This is a genomic window from Cognatundibacterium rivi, from assembly GCF_018139565.1.
Lineage (GTDB): Bacteria > Pseudomonadota > Gammaproteobacteria > Burkholderiales > Burkholderiaceae_D > Undibacterium > Undibacterium rivi.
This window is the reverse complement of record NZ_JAGSPK010000002.1, coordinates 21,481-38,140: the sequence shown is the minus strand read 5'-3', so window position 1 is coordinate 38,140 and position 16,660 is coordinate 21,481. Positions and strand designations below refer to the sequence as shown.

General features: G+C 49.8%; 16 protein-coding genes. 8 read left to right on the top strand and 8 right to left on the bottom strand.

Annotated elements, in window-relative coordinates; translation table 11 throughout:
- Nucleotides 1–239: 239 nt before the first annotated feature.
- From KDM87_RS04530 to KDM87_RS04520, 3 genes are all read right to left on the bottom strand, one after another.
- Nucleotides 240–1,481, bottom strand: coding sequence for a cystathionine gamma-synthase family protein (locus tag KDM87_RS04530; protein ID WP_212677997.1), 1,242 nt, complete (start codon nucleotides 1,479–1,481; stop codon nucleotides 240–242).
- 170 nt (nucleotides 1,482–1,651) lie between these two features.
- Nucleotides 1,652–2,752, bottom strand: coding sequence for a patatin-like phospholipase family protein (locus KDM87_RS04525; RefSeq protein WP_212677996.1), 1,101 nt, complete (start codon nucleotides 2,750–2,752; stop codon nucleotides 1,652–1,654).
- An 88-nt stretch (nucleotides 2,753–2,840) separates the two neighbouring features.
- Entirely contained in the window at nucleotides 2,841–3,731 is an 891-nt protein-coding gene (locus tag KDM87_RS04520; RefSeq protein WP_212677995.1) for an alpha/beta fold hydrolase, read from the bottom strand.
- Between the two features lie 134 nt (nucleotides 3,732–3,865).
- Between KDM87_RS04520 and KDM87_RS04515 the strand changes: the two genes are divergently transcribed.
- Complete coding sequence (locus KDM87_RS04515) at nucleotides 3,866–5,569, top strand: acyl-CoA synthetase (protein WP_212677994.1); 1,704 nt, start codon at nucleotides 3,866–3,868, stop codon at nucleotides 5,567–5,569.
- 30 nt (nucleotides 5,570–5,599) lie between these two features.
- Here KDM87_RS04515 and KDM87_RS04510 read toward each other — a convergent pair whose 3' ends face one another.
- Complete coding sequence (locus KDM87_RS04510; RefSeq protein ID WP_212677993.1) at nucleotides 5,600–6,223, bottom strand: flagella assembly protein FlgT middle domain-containing protein; 624 nt, start codon at nucleotides 6,221–6,223, stop codon at nucleotides 5,600–5,602.
- Between the two features lie 185 nt (nucleotides 6,224–6,408).
- Here KDM87_RS04510 and KDM87_RS04505 point away from each other — a divergent pair, with 185 nt between their 5' ends.
- A complete protein-coding gene (locus KDM87_RS04505) occupies nucleotides 6,409–6,945 on the top strand; it encodes a GNAT family N-acetyltransferase (protein WP_212677992.1) in 537 nt (178 codons plus the stop codon).
- A gap of 48 nt (nucleotides 6,946–6,993) precedes the next feature.
- Here the strand turns inward: KDM87_RS04505 and KDM87_RS04500 are convergent, their stop codons facing one another.
- Nucleotides 6,994–9,429, bottom strand: a complete 2,436-nt coding sequence (locus tag KDM87_RS04500; RefSeq protein WP_212677991.1) for an AAA family ATPase — start codon at nucleotides 9,427–9,429, stop codon at nucleotides 6,994–6,996.
- A 95-nt stretch (nucleotides 9,430–9,524) separates the two neighbouring features.
- Nucleotides 9,525–9,740 (bottom strand): hypothetical protein, encoded by a 216-nt coding sequence (locus tag KDM87_RS04495; protein ID WP_212677990.1) that lies wholly within the window; start codon nucleotides 9,738–9,740, stop codon nucleotides 9,525–9,527.
- Between the two features lie 401 nt (nucleotides 9,741–10,141).
- Here KDM87_RS04495 and KDM87_RS04490 point away from each other — a divergent pair, with 401 nt between their 5' ends.
- Nucleotides 10,142–10,762 (top strand): GIN domain-containing protein, encoded by a 621-nt coding sequence (locus KDM87_RS04490; RefSeq protein WP_212677989.1) that lies wholly within the window; start codon nucleotides 10,142–10,144, stop codon nucleotides 10,760–10,762.
- 184 nt (nucleotides 10,763–10,946) lie between these two features.
- Here KDM87_RS04490 and KDM87_RS04485 read toward each other — a convergent pair whose 3' ends face one another.
- Nucleotides 10,947–11,735, bottom strand: a complete 789-nt coding sequence (locus KDM87_RS04485; protein WP_212678656.1) for a ferritin-like domain-containing protein — start codon at nucleotides 11,733–11,735, stop codon at nucleotides 10,947–10,949.
- Nucleotides 11,736–11,988: 253 nt separating this feature from the next.
- Between KDM87_RS04485 and KDM87_RS04480 the strand changes: the two genes are divergently transcribed.
- The 5 genes from KDM87_RS04480 (at nucleotide 11,989) to KDM87_RS04460 (ending at nucleotide 15,050) form a co-directional block, all read left to right on the top strand.
- Nucleotides 11,989–12,513: a gamma carbonic anhydrase family protein gene (locus KDM87_RS04480; RefSeq protein WP_186885591.1), complete on the top strand. Its 525-nt coding sequence runs from the start codon at nucleotides 11,989–11,991 to the stop codon at nucleotides 12,511–12,513.
- Nucleotides 12,514–12,605: 92 nt separating this feature from the next.
- A complete protein-coding gene (hslO, locus tag KDM87_RS04475; RefSeq protein WP_212677988.1) occupies nucleotides 12,606–13,532 on the top strand; it encodes an Hsp33 family molecular chaperone HslO in 927 nt (308 codons plus the stop codon).
- A 314-nt stretch (nucleotides 13,533–13,846) separates the two neighbouring features.
- Entirely contained in the window at nucleotides 13,847–14,161 is a 315-nt protein-coding gene (locus KDM87_RS04470; RefSeq protein WP_212677987.1) for a hypothetical protein, read from the top strand.
- A gap of 73 nt (nucleotides 14,162–14,234) precedes the next feature.
- A complete protein-coding gene (locus KDM87_RS04465; RefSeq protein WP_212677986.1) occupies nucleotides 14,235–14,492 on the top strand; it encodes a hypothetical protein in 258 nt (85 codons plus the stop codon).
- A 405-nt stretch (nucleotides 14,493–14,897) separates the two neighbouring features.
- A complete protein-coding gene (locus KDM87_RS04460) occupies nucleotides 14,898–15,050 on the top strand; it encodes a hypothetical protein (protein WP_212677985.1) in 153 nt (50 codons plus the stop codon).
- Nucleotides 15,051–15,323: 273 nt separating this feature from the next.
- On the opposite strand, the gene KDM87_RS04455 is transcribed toward KDM87_RS04460, so the two are convergent.
- The gene (locus KDM87_RS04455) at nucleotides 15,324–16,499 is read right to left on the bottom strand and encodes an acyl-CoA dehydrogenase (RefSeq protein WP_212677984.1); all 1,176 of its coding nucleotides are present in this window, start codon (nucleotides 16,497–16,499) and stop codon (nucleotides 15,324–15,326) included.
- Nucleotides 16,500–16,660: the final 161 nt, after the last annotated feature.

Genomic DNA, 16,660 nt, shown 5'->3' with positions numbered 1-16,660 from the left:
GTAACAACCGTCTCCACATACCAGGCAGTTCGCTGCGCAAAAAGATAGCGTCAAAAGTCTTACCACACCGCTGACATGAGTAAAAAATAGGGAGTATCGACCAGAAATCAATTACTCCCTACATAGCTAAATGGGGATAGATGCACGTTTTAACATACTCCCCCCAGTATATTTTTGCCTTCTGAACGTTTTCTGAACATAGACAGACGCCCGACAGCGTTCAGCGCAAACGCAGATACTCAGAAATTTAACGCCTGACTGAAATCGTCCAGCAAATCCTGCGTATCTTCGATGCCGACAGAAACGCGGATCAGAGAATCCGCTATCCCCATTTCGGCACGGCGTTCAGCGCCCATTTCAAAGAAAATGGTATGCGCCACCGGTATCACCAGCGTACGCGTATCACCAAGATGGGTCGCACTAATCGCCAGATTCAAACGGTTCAGATAATCAAAACAATCGATTTCTGGTTTCAGCTCAAAACTGAACAAAGCGCCATAGGCGAGAAACAATTCATTCGCCAGCGCATGTTGCGGATGCGATGCCAGCCCCGGATAATGTACTGCCGCCACGCGGGAATCTGCTGCCAGCATCGTCGCAATCGCCATCGCATTTGCACATTCGCGCTCCATCCGCAGCGCCATGGTTTCAGCGCCAACCGCGATCTGATGGGCAGCTTCCGGCGATAAGGTCGCGCCGAAATCGCGCAAAGCTTTGGCACGCACCTGCGCCATGCCTTGCTGCGCCGGTGCCTGCTTACGGAAATTATCGGCAATATTCGGATACGCAGCCCAGTCAAACAGACCCGTGTCGGTCAATGCCCCGCCCAGTACATTGCCATGTCCGGCGATATATTTGGTCAGCGAATTCACGACCAGGCTGGCGCCCACGGTTTTAGGCTGAAATAAATACGGCGAAGTAATGGTGTTATCTACGACAAATAAAATCCCGCGTTCCTGACATAAACGACCGATGCGCTTGAGATCGGCGATCTGCGTGCGTGGATTAGCAATAGTCTCCACAAACACCATGCGGGTCGCCGGCGTCAGCGCGGCTTCAACATTGACAACGGCAGTCGCATCAACCAAAGAGACATCCAGCCCCTGCCCACTCGCTGTTTGCCACAGACTATTCGTGTTTCCGAATAAAAATTTCGATGAAACGATGTGATCGCCTGCGCGCAGCAAAGCCTGAAACACCGCGCCAATCGCGGCCATGCCAGTCGCAAAGGTGATCGTAGAAACACCCGCTTCCATGCTGGTTATTTTATCTTCGAGCGCAGACACCGTGGGATTACCCTGACGTCCGTAACGATAACCGGATTGCTTCCCCTGAAAGACGGCGGCTAAATCGCGCGCGTCCTTATATCCAAATAAAACGGAAGTATGGACAGGTTTATGAACAGAGCCGTGTTCAATGTTTTTTTGTCTATCGCTATGTAGAATAGTCGTAGTAAAACCGTAGGAATTTTTTTCGTTCATGATCAGAAATACGCAAGGTTGCTGCTAACAGGAATACTGTCAGTGTACTCCAGATGACCGCCTGCGACCGAGCGGGCAAACACGTATCCGGCTCAATGCGGTGAAAAATACGTCCCGGCAGAGAAAATAAACGGTGACAAAACCTGCGCTGACATCAGCAAGCAGCGCCATCACCTGCAGCCGGTATCTTGTGCCAGCGCCTGCGAGGCGCGTTGATAGCCGTATTCCCATTGCAGTCTGACCATCGCAACGAAGTCGTCGTAACGCTCAGGCACCCGCAAAACAATACGATTGCGCAGCCATAGAATTTGTTTGCTGATCTGATGCTGCACCAGTGCCGTTTCCATATCAGCCGTGTCGATCCAGACATCCGCTTCTTGCTGCAACACTTGGCGCAAACGATGGTTGCCGTTGATACCCAACACCATGCGCAAGGCAGGCAATTCTATATGCCGGCCATACCATCCTTTGCGTTCCATCATGACTTCTTTTGCCAGACGACGCGCAATCTCTATCGGAAACAGATCAATCACACCACCCGAATAATGATGCTCACCAATCCGGTGACAACGGAAATAATACATATCCGCAATCGAGGCACGCACTGCATCGGCAACCGCAATCTGCGTTTCAAATTCTATCTGCGGCGCAACCACACTGTTTTTGTGGGCGTTGCTGGCAATCGGTGAAGGCATGCCGGCTAACATCGCGGCAACACGCGGCTCGGTAAAAATGGTTTCAGCAAATAATTTTTTTTCGCCGCGGAGTGTGCCTACTTCGTTCTGCCCGAATAACATGCGTCCCGCAACGATTGCCAGCGCAGGCGCGCCGGGATAACTGCGTTCCGGTGGCACGGGTAAATCAGGAGGAATATCGAACAGATAATCCTGAAACAAATCAGGAATACGTCTGGCATCGTTGGCAAACAAAGCACGCCCGGCTAAGGCCCGGATTGCACGCCATAAACTTGTATCAGGATTCGCTTGCAGACCGCGCCAGAATGCATGCATCTGCGGTGAACTGATCCACGCCAGACGTTGTTCGTCTTCCGGCAGATGGCGAATCAGTGCACCGGCAATCGCCGCACCGCAACTGGCAACGATCACATCGGGCGTTTTCCCCTGCAACTGACATGCGCGATACATGCCCAGATAATAGCCAAAGCGAAAGCCACCGCCTGCCATGACCAGACAACGCTGAAACTGCGCACCGTCAAGCACGCGCGCTGACTGTTTTTCTTCAATAGATGAGACTAAATTCTGATCCGGCAAAACACATCCTTTGCAACGCTTTTTTTTACCGCAGCACTGATACGCCGAACACCGCGATCACGCTGTGTGCCGCGCGTCGGACTATGCTTTATTTTAAGAGAAACGCTTCGATCAATTGTGCCAGTAATTCAGGCTGATCGTGATGCAACATGTGGCCCGCATCGGCAATCATTTCTTTTTGCAGATCAGGAATGTGCGCCAGGCGACGATCAATTTCTATCTGCGCCTGCTCTCTTGGCCCCATCCAGTGCCAGACATCGGTGTCGTCAGCCTGCATCCAGAGCACAGGCGCACTGATTTTTTTCCAGCACTCCATCACCTCTTCTACCTGAAACAGCAAAGGGCTGGTTTGTTTATGCGCAGGATCACCGAGAATTTCCCAGCGCTCGTCGGCATTCTGTTTCGACCAGAATGCCGATAAAAAGTGGGCACGCTCATCTGATAAGCGTGGATTGGTTTTTTGCAGACGTGCCGCCACCTCTGCTTGTGATGCATAAGTGCGCAATACCGGCGGCTGGCGCAATTCATTCAGCCATTTCACGTAACGCCCCGGTGCCTGTGTCGGGAACGTTGTCGGCAAACCGAAACCTTCCAGATTCACCAGACGGCGCACGCGCTCAGGGCGCACACCGGCATACAAGCCAACCACGTTCGCGCCCATACTGTGCCCCAGCAGATTGATCGCGCCTTCCGGTGCGTAATGCAACAAAATCGCATCCAGATCACCCAGATAATCGGGGAACCAGTATGTGTCGCTGCCCGGCGCTTCCGTCAGACCAAAGCCGCGCAAATCAGGCGCAATCACATGCCAGTCCTGCTGCAAATGATCAACCACAAACTGAAACGAGGCCGACACATCCATCCAGCCATGCAGCATAAAGATTTTTGGCGCGTCTTCATTCCCCCAGTGGCGGATATGGTATTGCAAACCACGGATAGGGATGAATTCAGAGCGCGAGGCATTACGGGCAATTGTCATGGCAAATTAATTTTTTTCATCAAGAAACTCTGCGCTATCCATCTTCAGACGCAGAGATATGCAGTAGGATGCAAATGTAGGACGTCAAAATAACAACAATAGAACGACCGTTCGATAATTATAACGGAGACAGAATGAAGCCGCTGAAAACAACATCCACAAAGAAAAAATCAACACCCGCAGATCACTATCCGCAACTGTACCAAGACTTCCGCTGGAACGTTCCCGAACACTTCAATATCGCCGAGGTCTGCTGCCATCGCTGGGCCGATGATCCGAAACGGGTTGCGATTTTTCATGAAAACAGTGAAGGAATCAGCGGTCGCCTGACCTATGCCGAACTGCAAAAACAGGCAAACCAGCTCGCTAATTTACTCCGCCTGCAAGGCGTAGATCGCGGCGATGTCGTCGCCAGCATCATGCCGCAACGGCCAGAAACTGCCGTTACGCTGATGGCCTGCCTGCAACTGGGGGCGATTGCGATGCCGCTGTCTTTTTTGTTTGGCCCGGAAGCATTGGAATACCGCTTACAACACAGCGAAGCCGTTGCGCTGGTACTTGATGCTAGTGGCCTTGATGCTTACCTGTCGATTGCAAACCAATGCCCGCACCTGAAGACCGTGATCACGGTCGATTGTCCCAATGCGCCTGCCGATTTTCATCCTATGGAATGGGAAGCTTATGTTGCCAACATGCCTGCTGAGTTCACTTGCGAAAAAACACGGGCGACTGACCCGGCAATCCTGATTTACACCAGCGGCACCACCGGCGCACCGAAAGGCGCGCTGATTCCGCATTCGGCGATGATAGGCAATCTCAGTGGCTTTGTTGCTTCACAAAACTGGTTTCCGAAAAAGCATGATGTGTTCTGGTCACCGGCAGACTGGGCATGGACAGGCGGCCTGATGGATGCGTTGTTACCGGCGCTGTATTTTGGCAAACCTATCGTTGGTTATCGGGGCAGATTTACCGCTGAAACTGCGTTTTACCTGCTCAACAAATACAAGGTCACCAATACGTTTTTGTTTCCGACTGCCCTCAAAATGATGATGAAGGCCGTCCCTGCGCCACACGACAAATACAGGCTGAAATTGCGCGCGATTATGAGCGCGGGCGAAGCGGTTGGTGATACCGTATTTCACTGGTGTGAAACAGCGCTGAAAGTCACACCGAATGAAATGTTCGGGCAAACCGAGATGAATTACATCGTCGGCAATAGCCATCAGCAATGGCCAGCAAAGCCCGGCAGCATGGGTCGCCCTTATCCAGGCCACCAGGTCGCTGTCATCGACGACGATGGCAAAGAAGTCAGCACAGGTGAAACCGGCGAAGTCGCCGTGAATCGCTACGATATTCACGGTCACCCCGACCCGGTATTTTTCCTCGGCTACTGGAAAAACGATGAAGCGACCCGCAATAAATTTACCGGTGACTGGTGCCGCACTGGCGATCTGGCTCTGCGCGACGAAGATGGTTATCTCTGGTATCAGGGGCGTGCGGACGATATGTTTAAAGCAGCCGGGTACCGAATCGGCCCGTCTGAAATAGAAAACTGCCTGATCAAACATCCGGCAGTTGCCAACGTGGCAGTCGTACCCAAGCCAGACAAAGAGCGCGGCAATCTGGTCAAAGCCTACGTCGTATTAAGCCCCGGCATTAAAGCGAATGACAAACTGACTAAGGAATTGCAAGCGCATGTGCGCGGCAAACTCGCGCCGTATGAATATCCGAAAGAAATTGAATTTATCGCGGCCCTGCCGATGACGACGACAGGCAAAGTGCAAAGGCGGGTATTACGTTTGCAGGAGCTGGAACGTGCGAATAAAAACGGCGATTGAGCCGTGAAGGCGCAGCAGATAAGCTGTCGCTTATTGCGCCTGACTCAGCAAGGTGGCGCTCAGTGCCTGCGTCGCCTGCTCTATCACTTCATCAATTGCCTTGCCATACGCGGTTGCACGAAAAGCATCACCAGCGAAGACATGCTCCGCCCCGATCAGCACATCGCCACTGGCCTTGCCGCTGAAATCAAAACGCCCCAGCAGGCTGCCAGCGCGCGCATCATAAACCCTGATCTCAACATCAATCACGCGACTCTGCTTTTCCCGCAATCCCCACAACATCGACTGTGTATTGATACCTGCATCGCGGACTTCACCCGCCACCACATAACGCACATCGTATAAACGGGCGATTTGCCCCAGCAGTTGCGGGCTCGGCGGAGACAAACGCCATTCCGTCGATAATAAATCCGGCGTCGTTTTCACTTTCCATAACTGCTTTTCAAGGCGATGCCCGATTTCCCTTGGCAAGCCTTGCGCGATATTATCGATGTCTTTGAGTTGCGCCTGCTTGTTCACGGCAAACCCCGTCAACAAAATACTCCGAGCACCTTCTGGCGATAGCTCAGACGTCTGCGCATGCATCGTCAAAGGCATGACGCACGCAAGAGCAAGCAAAAAATAGTGAATGACCGCCAATCGATGAACGCGCATGATTTTCTCTCAGGTTGAATGCCGTTTAAATACCGTTTCATCATAGCAGCCCGCCGGATTCAGATAAACTGCCAACAGAAACGGATGATGCGCTTCTGCTGATAAATCCGAACGCAAATGCCGCCTGAATATCGCATAACTCAAGCATAACTCAAGCATCACTGAAACCACGATCTGACACGCACATGGACCACCACTTAAGCATCACACTCGCCATGCCAGAGCACACCGATGCCCTGCTCGCGTTTGAACTTGAAAATCGCACGCATTTTGAACAGTGGATCGCCAGTCGCGGCGATAGTTTTTATACTCCCGCAGCCGTTCGCAGCAGCCTGCAACAGGCGCAATGGGCGAGGAATGCGCAAAAGGAATATCACTATCTGGCCTGGGTCAACGATGCCATCGTCGGCCGCGTGACTCTGCGCGGCGCAGAACGCGAACATTATTTCAAAGCCTCGCTCGGCTATCGCTTCAGCGCACGTCACGGCGGCAAAGGCTACGCCAGTCAGGCGGTCAATCATGTGGTCGAAGAAGCATTCCGCTCACTCAATCTGTGGCGCATCGAAGCCGTGGTGATAGCCGATAATCTGCCGTCACAGGCCGTGATGCGCAAATGCGGATTCCAACAATACGGCCACTCACGGCAGGCCGTATTGCGTCACGGTGTCTGGATGGATTTGCTGCATTATGAAAAACATGCGAGCGAGTTTGCGATTATCTGAGAGTTTCAGAAGAGTATTGTTTTGCGTGTTTTGCAAACAAGCCTGACGTCAAAGATCACCAATGTCCGTCAGGGCGTCCGGTTCATCGACACTCTGGAGCAATGCAGTGTATTGATCCGGGTCTTTCTCTTGAATTTTTCGTAGGATAAATTTTGCGACTGTTCTCATTTCTGGAACATCTATTGGCTGAACGCTCCGCTCAAATATCCCCTCTAAGTGCGAATATTCATTATTGATGCGATCTGTTAATGATACAGCTAGCGCATCACCTCCGAAAAAGCGCGCAAGTTTATCATCCTTTTCTACTGCATTTGGATACTTGTAGTATAAGAATGCCTCAAGAAACTTCCTAGCATTGTTGCCGAAGTTATAGTAGTAGTCGTAGTTCTCACATGATTCGATGTTTGCATTGGCGCATTTATAAATCTGATGGAACAGAAAATTGAACTCTGTGACGTATTCCTTCAGGTATCGTGGCATCAAAGTGATGTTGCTTTCTTGATCCGTTCTTGTGAGGATAAAGTATTGAGATTTGTTTTTATTTAAAGCTCCCGGAAGTCGCTTCAAGTATTTCAAAAAGTCTAAGTTGTGAGTCGAAATAAACAATTGCTTAAAACGGTCACGTTCTTTTATTTCACCGCCATCTTCATACTGCTCAGGCTTTACAATTTCAGCATTAATAAGGCTGTACACAAAAAAGATATGATTTGCATCCAAGCTACAAATGGGATCATCTATCCAAATGATCGGCTGGTTACCTTTTGTCTCTATGTCTTCAAGCTTAGCCATAAAGTAACAAAAAGCTATCAAACTGCATTCTCCCTCACTAAGATGGAATGCTTTTTCGTCGTTTCGAGTTACCTCAAACCGGTATCCAGATGATGCGTTCCCTGGGGTTTCTTCAATGGCTTCTAGAGAGAGCGATTGGTGGCCAAAAAAATTGTTTAGGTAATCATTTACCCGATCAGCTCCCTTACTTTCATCTTTTAACTGAGCCTTCAGTTCAGCAATCTTTTCTCGTTTTACGTCAACTTTTTCTTTTGCGGCATTTCTAACTTCTTCCGCGTTAAAAATAACTTTATGCAAAGCCTCAATGGCAGCAAACTCGTCTTCATACTTAATGTTGGTTACGAATGTATAGACTTCATAGAGACGGAGAGCCGCGCGAGCATCAGATTGACTGGCGCTTAATGAAGCTGTAAATTCGTTAGATCCGTTTCTGAGTTCCTCGTATGAATCCCTGATAGCATTCAAATCTTTCTCAACAGAATCCGTGGTTTTAAATTCAAGAGGCGTAAAAATGTCATCTCTTCGTTTTTCGATCTGTTCTTTTATAGAGACCAGACTCTCGCTGTAAGATTTTGATAAAGTTGACAGTTGATCTGTCAACGAATCTAAGTCGGCCGTAAAGCTAGAGTAGAAATCCGAGTTTTTGATTTTTAGTAAATTAGGAACTCGGGACCGCTCCCGCTCAATCGACCCAAGCAGGGCTTCCAACGCCTGACGAAGCTCTTCGGAATCCTGATTAAAATGTTTGTCCAGCTTCTCCCACAAATCTTGAGGAAGATCACTGCCACAAAACGCGCACTTGTCTTTTTTCCCATGATGGTGGCTCCGACCAGTCCTCACCCATGCTGCGAGAGCCGCATCGTTTAGCAATTCCTGAATTGGATCAGATGCCTGAATCTTTTTTCCAATTAGTTCATTAGCCTTTGTAGCGATAGCAGTGTATTGAAGATTAAATAATGATGATTCAGGGATATTCGGTTTGGGTTCTTCTCTGAGGAGGTCATGAAATTTACCCACCTGCTCCGTAGAAAGCGGAGAATAGGTATCTTCAGTAACAACCGCGATATCTTTTTTTATTTTTGGAACATTGTAGGTGGCGTCACCAAAAAATTTATTATGCTTAATTCCAGTGCCTGATTTATTGGCTTTATCACTTAGTTTTTTCTCCAATTCTGACGATTTTTCGTCATAAGCTTTTCGAGACTCTTTAAACTTTTCCTCCGCACCGAAGAGTTCCCCCAGCAGTCCTGACTTATCCTCCTCACTGCCAAGTTCGGCTTCATGCTTTTCAATTTCTTCCTCAAGCTTAGTATTGTCTTCACCCAAGATGGCGAATGAATTAATGGTCTGCTCGTCATCAACAATGAAACGCAGGTTGTCCTTGACAAAGTCTTCGTTGAAGACTCGAACGACTTGGCCGTGATTGCTTAATGAGCTTTGCGTGGCATTGCTGCCGCCGTCAAACGATAATTGAAACTCAGGTGAACGATATTTGTCAGATATCGAACCGGTTTCGAGAGCTCTTAAAATTCGCGAGAGCGTTGTTTTTCCGGAGTAGTTCCGGCCATAAAAAATATTGATCTTTTTAAACTCAGCGATGTTATTGCCGCCATCCCTAACAGATGACGACCACCTGAAGTCCCTAAAGACCGCCATGTTTTTGATTAAATCAATTTTTTTTATTTCATTGCTCATAAAAGTCCCTGATTATGACACCAACGTTTCGCTTGAAGGCTACCCGAAAGTGGAGAAAGCACTCTGTTGAACAGCCCCCTCCTTTAGAGCGAATGTTATGTACTTTGCTCTTCAATCTCTTCTGCTGCGGTTTTTCCACAATTCGAGCAGGTATCTCCATAAGAGCCATCATCTTCTTGAGAAGAGACGACCCTAGAGTCCTCTTCATCTGCTCTCATTTCGCTGAAGCATTCATCGCAGAACAAGTCTGTGGGGTAGTTTTCGCTTGACTTATCAGAGGACATGTCACCCCAAACTGTACAAATTTTCATGGCTGCATCTCCTTCGTGGTTAAAGCAGAAATTAGTTGAATGCCTAACGACGCTAACATATCAATGCAATTATGGTAACAATTTTTCAACATCCGCAATACGCTTGTTACTATTAATTTTCGCCTACGCTTCCGTTAACAGTGATCTCATGGTAAACGCACGATCAACACACGTCATTTTTAGCGTATTCAAACAACGCAATTAGAAAACGTTCATCACCCCGCCCCGCCGTGCAGAACGACGATTACGCAGCCTAAACCACGGATTTTGCATTCCATCGCAAATCGCTGGGCTTTCCATTTTTCGCGGCACATACTCTGCCCCATCACTCAGCGGTCACGCATCGTTGATGCAAGAATTCCTACTGGATCATCACCGTTTCAACTTTACCGGAGAGCCTCATGCGCTATATGTTGATTTTGCCTTTACTGTTCATGTCTTGCATGGCGTCAGCAGAAGATGTCAGCCGCGATGTGCCTGCCTTCAATACCATCCGCAGCCGCAGTGCGTTTAATGTCACGGTCGAAGTTGGCAAAGCGCAGTCCATCACTATCCGTGGCAATGACAAATTTACCGGTAAGGTGGTGACGGAAGTATTCGGCAATGAACTGCTGATCTCGTATAAAGAAAAAAATTCGGTGCGGATTGCCGATGATGCGCAAGTCATCATCACGGTGCCGGAATTAAACAGTTTCAAAATGGAAGGCGCAGGTGTGACTCGCCTGAAAAATATCAATGCCAATGATTTTTCCATTTCTTATGAAGGTGCTGGCAAACTGGTGGCGAGTGGCAAAGCCCGCTCGCTGCATCTCGCAGCACGCGGTATCGGTTTAGTCGATACCAAAGAATTACTGGCCGAGCGTGTTGATGCCAACATCGAGGGCGTGGGTGCCGTTTCTGTGTATGCGCGTGACAGGCTGAATGCTTCGGTGCAAGGCATAGGCAGTCTGACGTATTACGGTAATCCGCGCAGCCTGAGTAAATCGGTCGAAGGCATAGGCAGCATCAAGGCGGGCGACTGAGTGTAGATTCAGTGCAAAGCGGAGTCAGATGAAGCATACGCGGCGCTTGATCCTTTCAGCGCCGCAAGCAAGCGTAAGAGCAAGAAGGTGTTACCCCGGAAGGCAGCCTTCCGGGGATTTTTTTTGCCTTAATCCCACTTGCACGATATCCGGAAAATCAAACGCAGAAAAGCAGAAACATAGGCTATGCCTGATGCAATGCTGTCAACTCATTCAGCTCATCTTCATTGAAACCGGCGCTGCGTCTGGCTTCCAGATTGAAAGGCCCGCGTAATTTCGGTGCTGCGTATTGCTCCGCCAGACGCGCATAGGTCGCGATCACATCCAACCCCTGCTCATCGCACAAACGCTTGTACCAGGCATTGCCAATCGCGACATGGCCGATTTCATCGCGATAAATAATCATCAGAATATCTGCCCCGGCTTTATCCCCTGCCTGCGCCAGTTTCGCGGAAACGCCAGGTGTCACATCCAGCCCGCGTGCTTCAAGTGTGCGCGGCACCAGCGCCAGCCTTGCCAGCAAATCGTCACGGGTTTTTTCTGCCATTTCCCACAAACTATTGTGGGCAGGATACGCGCCGTAATAACTATCCATAGCCTGCAAATGCGCTTCCAGTAATTGAAAGTGATATGCCTCTTCTTTCGCCACTTTCAGCCAGTCGCGATAAAACTGCTCCGGCATTCCGGCGAAACGCCACAAAATATCTGCAGCCAGATTAATCGCATTCATCTCGATATGCGCGAGTGCGTGGATCAGTATGCGTCGGCCCTCCAGCGTCTGCATAGACCTGCGCCCGACCTGACCGGGTGGAATCAGCTCTGGCTTCTCCGGACGCCCGGGGATGCCGTCGGGAATGGCAAACTGCTGTTGCGTATCGATGGGCACGTCATCTGGTATCGCCCGCAAGATCGCGCATTTAACGCCGGTGTCGCTGGACAGCAGAGCGGAAAGTGCCGCAGCACGTAATTCCATAGGTGAATGTGTTTGCAAAATACTCTTCTTCTTGATTACTCCGGCATCATCGGGCGCGGAGCGTTAAAATAACGGGTTAAATACTTGTCGATGCATCAGTAAGGCCAGCCCGCAGCTTCATCCGAGACACGGCCATGCGGCATCGATACCAGTTCAGAATGCAGTCTTTGTTACTATCGTCACACAACTATTCCCTTGCTTGTGTGAGCGACCGCAAACAAAGTTTTATCAGCCGCTATTTTACGGAATTATCATGCCCATCTACCAATTAGGCGATATCGCGCCGGAAATCGATGCCTCTGCTTACATCACCGATACCGCAAAAATCATCGGTAAAGTGAAAATCGAAGCGCAAGCCAGCATCTGGTTTGATGTCACGATACGCGGCGACAATGAACTGATCACGATCAGCGAAAAAAGCAATGTGCAGGAGGGCTGCATCCTGCATACCGACCCTGGCTATCCACTGACTGTGGGTAAAAACGTCACGATAGGCCATCAGGCGATGCTGCATGGCTGCACCATCGGCGACGGCTCACTGGTCGGCATACAGGCGGTGATATTGAACGGCGCGAAAATCGGTAAAAATTGTCTGGTCGGTGCCGGTGCGCTAGTCACTGAAGGCAAAGAATTTCCCGATAATTCGCTGATTATCGGCACCCCGGCCAAAGCCGTACGCCAACTGACAGAACAAGACATTCTGGGCATGCGCTACAACGCTGAAAACTATGCCAGCCGTGGTCAGGCTTATAAAACCCAACTTAAACGTATTGATTAGTATTGATTAATCTTGATTAAAAATGAAAGGACGCTGGCTTGTATTAGCAGCATCCTGTAAATTTTTACCCGTATCAGAAAAACAGAATCACCATGACAGACACCTTACAAAAATTTATGTTCGAACACGCTGGCGTACGCGGCGAGCTGGTCGAAATGGAAAGCGCCTGGCAACAAATGCAGTCGCACCAAACCTATCCGCCAGCGGTGCAAACCATGCTGGGCGAACTGATGGCCGCCGCTGCCCTGCTCTCTGCCAATCTGAAGTTCAACGGCACGATGATCATGCAGATTCACGGTGATGGCCCGGTCAAACTGATGGTGGTTGAATGCGACTCAGAACTGCGTCTGCGTGCCACCGCAAAACTGGCCGACGACGCCGTCATTGAAGACCATGAAACCCTCAAAGATCTGGTGCATGCACATGGACATGGACGCTTTGTGATTACGCTGGACCCGAATGACAAGCTGCCGGGACAACAGGCGTATCAGGGCATCGTTCCGCTGGATGGCGACAGTATTGCGACGGTCATTGAAAACTATATGCAGCGCTCAGAACAGCTCGACACCAAACTCTGGCTGGCGGCAAACGATAAAGTCACGCGCGGCATGTTGCTGCAAAAGTTGCCGAAAGTCGGCGGCAGCGAGTCGCAGGTAGAAGACGAAGCTGAAGCATGGAACCATGCGGTGATGCTGGGCGACACCCTGAAAAAAGACGAAATGCTGAATCACGATATTGCCACGCTGATGCACCGCTTATTCTGGGAACAGACGCTGCGCGTATTCGACCCGCTGCACCCAAGTTTTCATTGCAGCTGCACCCGCGAAAAAGTCGGCGATATGCTGAAAATGCTGGGGATAGATGAAGTCGAAAGCGCGATTGCTGAATTCGGCAAACTCGATATCAACTGCGATTTTTGCGGCAAACATTATGGCTTCGACCCGGTAGATTGCGCCCAGTTATTCGTTGCAAAAACACTGGCAGAAGGCATCCTGCCCGCAGGCGACAGCAAGCACTGATCTGCCGTATTTTTTTCAAAGAAGGCTGCCACACTCTGGCAGCTTTTTTTATTTCGCTGCGTATTCTCATCTATTTCCGCCAGCTGTTCTCGCTCAAACCATGCCACTCGTTCCGGCCCAATGCCGTCCATTCGACGGATAACTTAAAGCTTGGCTAGTGTTCGTGGAATTGTCGGCATCGCCGTTCGAAGTTGTGATATTCCACGTATTTTTCAGCTAAGCAAGATGCTATCCTTACGGACACAGGCCGAGTTCGGCCACAAGCGGTCACTCGAAAATGTTTCTGAAAGCGGCTGTTCGGAATTTGAATAAATATGGCTTCCATCGCAGTTGAAATTACACAGTTAGTTGACGAGCAATTCCCAGGCTTCGTCGAATGTCGCCTCGTTGATGCAACTGGTGTTGAGCATCGATTTGTAGAAAAAGGGCCAGTCGTAAGTCAGGCCCCCCTTTCGAGTGAGAGCCAATATCCGCAGCCCGGTTTCATTGTTTGTGTAATCGAGCGAGAGTGGATAGATGAGCATGGCAGAAGTCTGGTTTGTGCCAACACAGATAAGCCATGTTCAATTGAGTCGGTAGCAGGGTGTTCAATCTTCGTGATTCTTGATGCGCAGGTAAATCGAGAGTGAAAGTGAATTCAATTGCAGAGATCGGCCAGGAGCGGAAGTTCACGACATATTGAAAACAAACTAAGGCTGTCGCATGATTAGTAATGAAAAGACCTCGGTTGGCTGGGCTATGCTGATGTACGAGCTGGAAGATGCCCAAGAACACTTGACCTCGCTGATTTCGAAGATGAGCAGCGAACCCGATTATGATGAGGTCAACTTTCGCATAGACCTTGCTCATGTGTTTTCACACTTGAATCGAGCTTGGCACAGACGAGATGTAGTTGACGACCTGGATGATGATGGCTGGCAACGTGCCAGCCAATTTCCAACTGACCTAGACCCACTATAAGCCGGCTTATAAGGTGAGCCAAGTTCGGCCAGAAACCGTCCTCTACTCAACACACATAAATTTTCTGAACTTGCGCGTACTATGTTCTCGAATGAATCCGCCTCTCGTGCCAAACTACTAGTGGAGTTGCCCGCATAGCGCTATAGGGTGCTCTCACCGGAAGGTCGAGTTCCGCGTATCGGGGACTTGGTCGTCCTAGACCAGGGGTTCATTGGTCCGGCTGGGTTGCCGATGGTGTTGGCGTATTTCACTGAATCAGGCAACAGCTTGTACGAGGCCGAAATTTATGAGTCGGAGTTGGAGTAGGTTTGACCGTCCGCTTTGGGGCGAAAGCCGTCGGTCATATAAAATCATCAGTCCAAATTTACATGATCACTTCTGCCGTGTCGGTATCGACTGTAATCAATGGACTACTGCAGATCGGAATCACTGGCCGCCATTGAACGAGAATGGTTGGCTGTTTTTGAACTGGAATGGATGGTTGGTTTTTACTGGAATACGCATGTCGCCGCCATTTTTTTCTTCAAGGCTGACTGTCCAAAACTGGCAGATCACTGATGCCAGCTTTACTCACAGCTCGCCACAGGCAGGCAAAAACAGATGAAAACAGCTAAAAACAGGGAAAATATACTCCCCCCTAGTATATTTTAAAGCCCAGCATTAACGCTGAGAATAAGCCTAAAATGCAATATACTCCCCTGAAATTGCTATTTTATTGGGTCTGGAAAGCGGATATGCGTGCCCCCCCGGGCGATGCGACGCTGTTGCTGGCAACATACGGAAATAAAAAAACCGCAGCGAACACTGCGGTTTTTTTGATTGGCGACGCAATCAGAAGGCGGCGATGCCGGTTTGTGCACGCCCCAGAATCAGGGCGTGAATATCATGTGTACCTTCGTAGGTATTCACGACTTCCAGATTCACCAGATGGCGCGCAATGCCGTACTCATCTGAAATACCATTTCCGCCCAGCATGTCGCGTGCAGTACGGGCAATTTCCAGCGATTTGCCGCAAGAATTGCGCTTCATGATCGAGGTAATTTCGACAGCGGCAGTGCCTTCGTCTTTCATACGTCCGAGGCGCAGGCAACCTTGCAGCGCGAGTGTGATTTCGGTCTGCATATCCGCCAGTTTTTTCTGTACGAGCTGATTTGCCGCCAGCGGACGGCCAAACTGCAGACGGTCGAGCGTGTACTGGCGTGCCGTATGCCAGCAAAATTCTGCGGCACCCAGCGCACCCCAGGCAATACCGTAACGCGCCGAATTCAGACAGGTGAATGGCCCTTTCAAGCCTTCGACATGCGGCAACAGGTTTTCTTCGGGAACAAAAACCTCATCCATCACAATTTCACCGGTAATCGATGCACGCAAGCCGACCTTGCCATGAATCGCCGGTGCAGTCAGACCTTCCCAACCTTTTTCCAGAATAAAACCACGGATACGGCCATCGTCAGTTTTTGCCCAGACCACAAAAATATCCGCAATTGGGCTATTCGTAATCCACATTTTGGCACCGGTCAGCAAATAGCCGCCCGGTACGGTTTTGGCGCGAGTGACCATGCTGCCAGGGTCGGAACCATGATCCGGCTCGGTCAGGCCGAAGCATCCTATGTATTCACCCGACGCCAGTTTCGGCAGATATTTCTGCTTTTGCGCTTCGCTGCCGAATTCATTAATAGGCACCATCACCAGCGAACTTTGCACGCTCATCATAGAGCGATAGCCTGAGTCAATGCGTTCAACTTCACGCGCAACGAGGCCATAACAAACGTAATTCAGACCCGCACCGCCATATTGGGCAGGAATCATGGAACCAAGCAAACCCAGCGCCCCCATTTCGCGGAAAATCGATGGATCAGTGCGCTCGTGACGGAAAGCCTCCAGCACGCGCGGTGCCAGCTTTTCTTCGCAATACGCGCGCGCCGCTTCCTGCACCATGCGCTCTTCATCCGTTAACTGCGAGGACAACAATAAAGGGTCTTCCCAACTGAATACTGCCTTGGCCATTAAATTCTCCTGAATGATTTTTAAATTTTATTCATCTGAGTGCCGCAAGCACATAAACCGCGACAGATCGGACTGATGACGCTGGTAAGGTATTTTGATATGCCTTCATACACCAATGATATGTCCAGATTCATGCACTGCTTTCCACTCTGAATGATGTC

What these genes read in the sequence shown, in the direction of transcription:
- KDM87_RS04465 (WP_212677986.1), top strand. Translation starts at nt 14,235, where the DNA reads ATGATTAGTAATGAAAAGACCTCGGTTGGCTGGGCTATGCTGATGTAC.
- KDM87_RS04460 (WP_212677985.1), top strand. Translation starts at nt 14,898, where the DNA reads ATGGACTACTGCAGATCGGAATCACTGGCCGCCATTGAACGAGAATGG.
- KDM87_RS04510 (WP_212677993.1), bottom strand. Translation starts at nt 6,223, where the DNA reads ATGCGCGTTCATCGATTGGCGGTCATTCACTATTTTTTGCTTGCTCTT.
- hslO (WP_212677988.1), top strand. Translation starts at nt 12,606, where the DNA reads ATGACAGACACCTTACAAAAATTTATGTTCGAACACGCTGGCGTACGC.
- KDM87_RS04490 (WP_212677989.1), top strand. Translation starts at nt 10,142, where the DNA reads ATGCGCTATATGTTGATTTTGCCTTTACTGTTCATGTCTTGCATGGCG.
- KDM87_RS04495 (WP_212677990.1), bottom strand. Translation starts at nt 9,740, where the DNA reads ATGAAAATTTGTACAGTTTGGGGTGACATGTCCTCTGATAAGTCAAGC.
- KDM87_RS04500 (WP_212677991.1), bottom strand. Translation starts at nt 9,429, where the DNA reads ATGAGCAATGAAATAAAAAAAATTGATTTAATCAAAAACATGGCGGTC.
- KDM87_RS04480 (WP_186885591.1), top strand. Translation starts at nt 11,989, where the DNA reads ATGCCCATCTACCAATTAGGCGATATCGCGCCGGAAATCGATGCCTCT.
- KDM87_RS04455 (WP_212677984.1), bottom strand. Translation starts at nt 16,499, where the DNA reads ATGGCCAAGGCAGTATTCAGTTGGGAAGACCCTTTATTGTTGTCCTCG.
- KDM87_RS04485 (WP_212678656.1), bottom strand. Translation starts at nt 11,735, where the DNA reads ATGGAATTACGTGCTGCGGCACTTTCCGCTCTGCTGTCCAGCGACACC.
- KDM87_RS04470 (WP_212677987.1), top strand. Translation starts at nt 13,847, where the DNA reads ATGGCTTCCATCGCAGTTGAAATTACACAGTTAGTTGACGAGCAATTC.
- KDM87_RS04530 (WP_212677997.1), bottom strand. Translation starts at nt 1,481, where the DNA reads ATGAACGAAAAAAATTCCTACGGTTTTACTACGACTATTCTACATAGC.
- KDM87_RS04505 (WP_212677992.1), top strand. Translation starts at nt 6,409, where the DNA reads ATGGACCACCACTTAAGCATCACACTCGCCATGCCAGAGCACACCGAT.
- KDM87_RS04520 (WP_212677995.1), bottom strand. Translation starts at nt 3,731, where the DNA reads ATGACAATTGCCCGTAATGCCTCGCGCTCTGAATTCATCCCTATCCGT.
- KDM87_RS04515 (WP_212677994.1), top strand. Translation starts at nt 3,866, where the DNA reads ATGAAGCCGCTGAAAACAACATCCACAAAGAAAAAATCAACACCCGCA.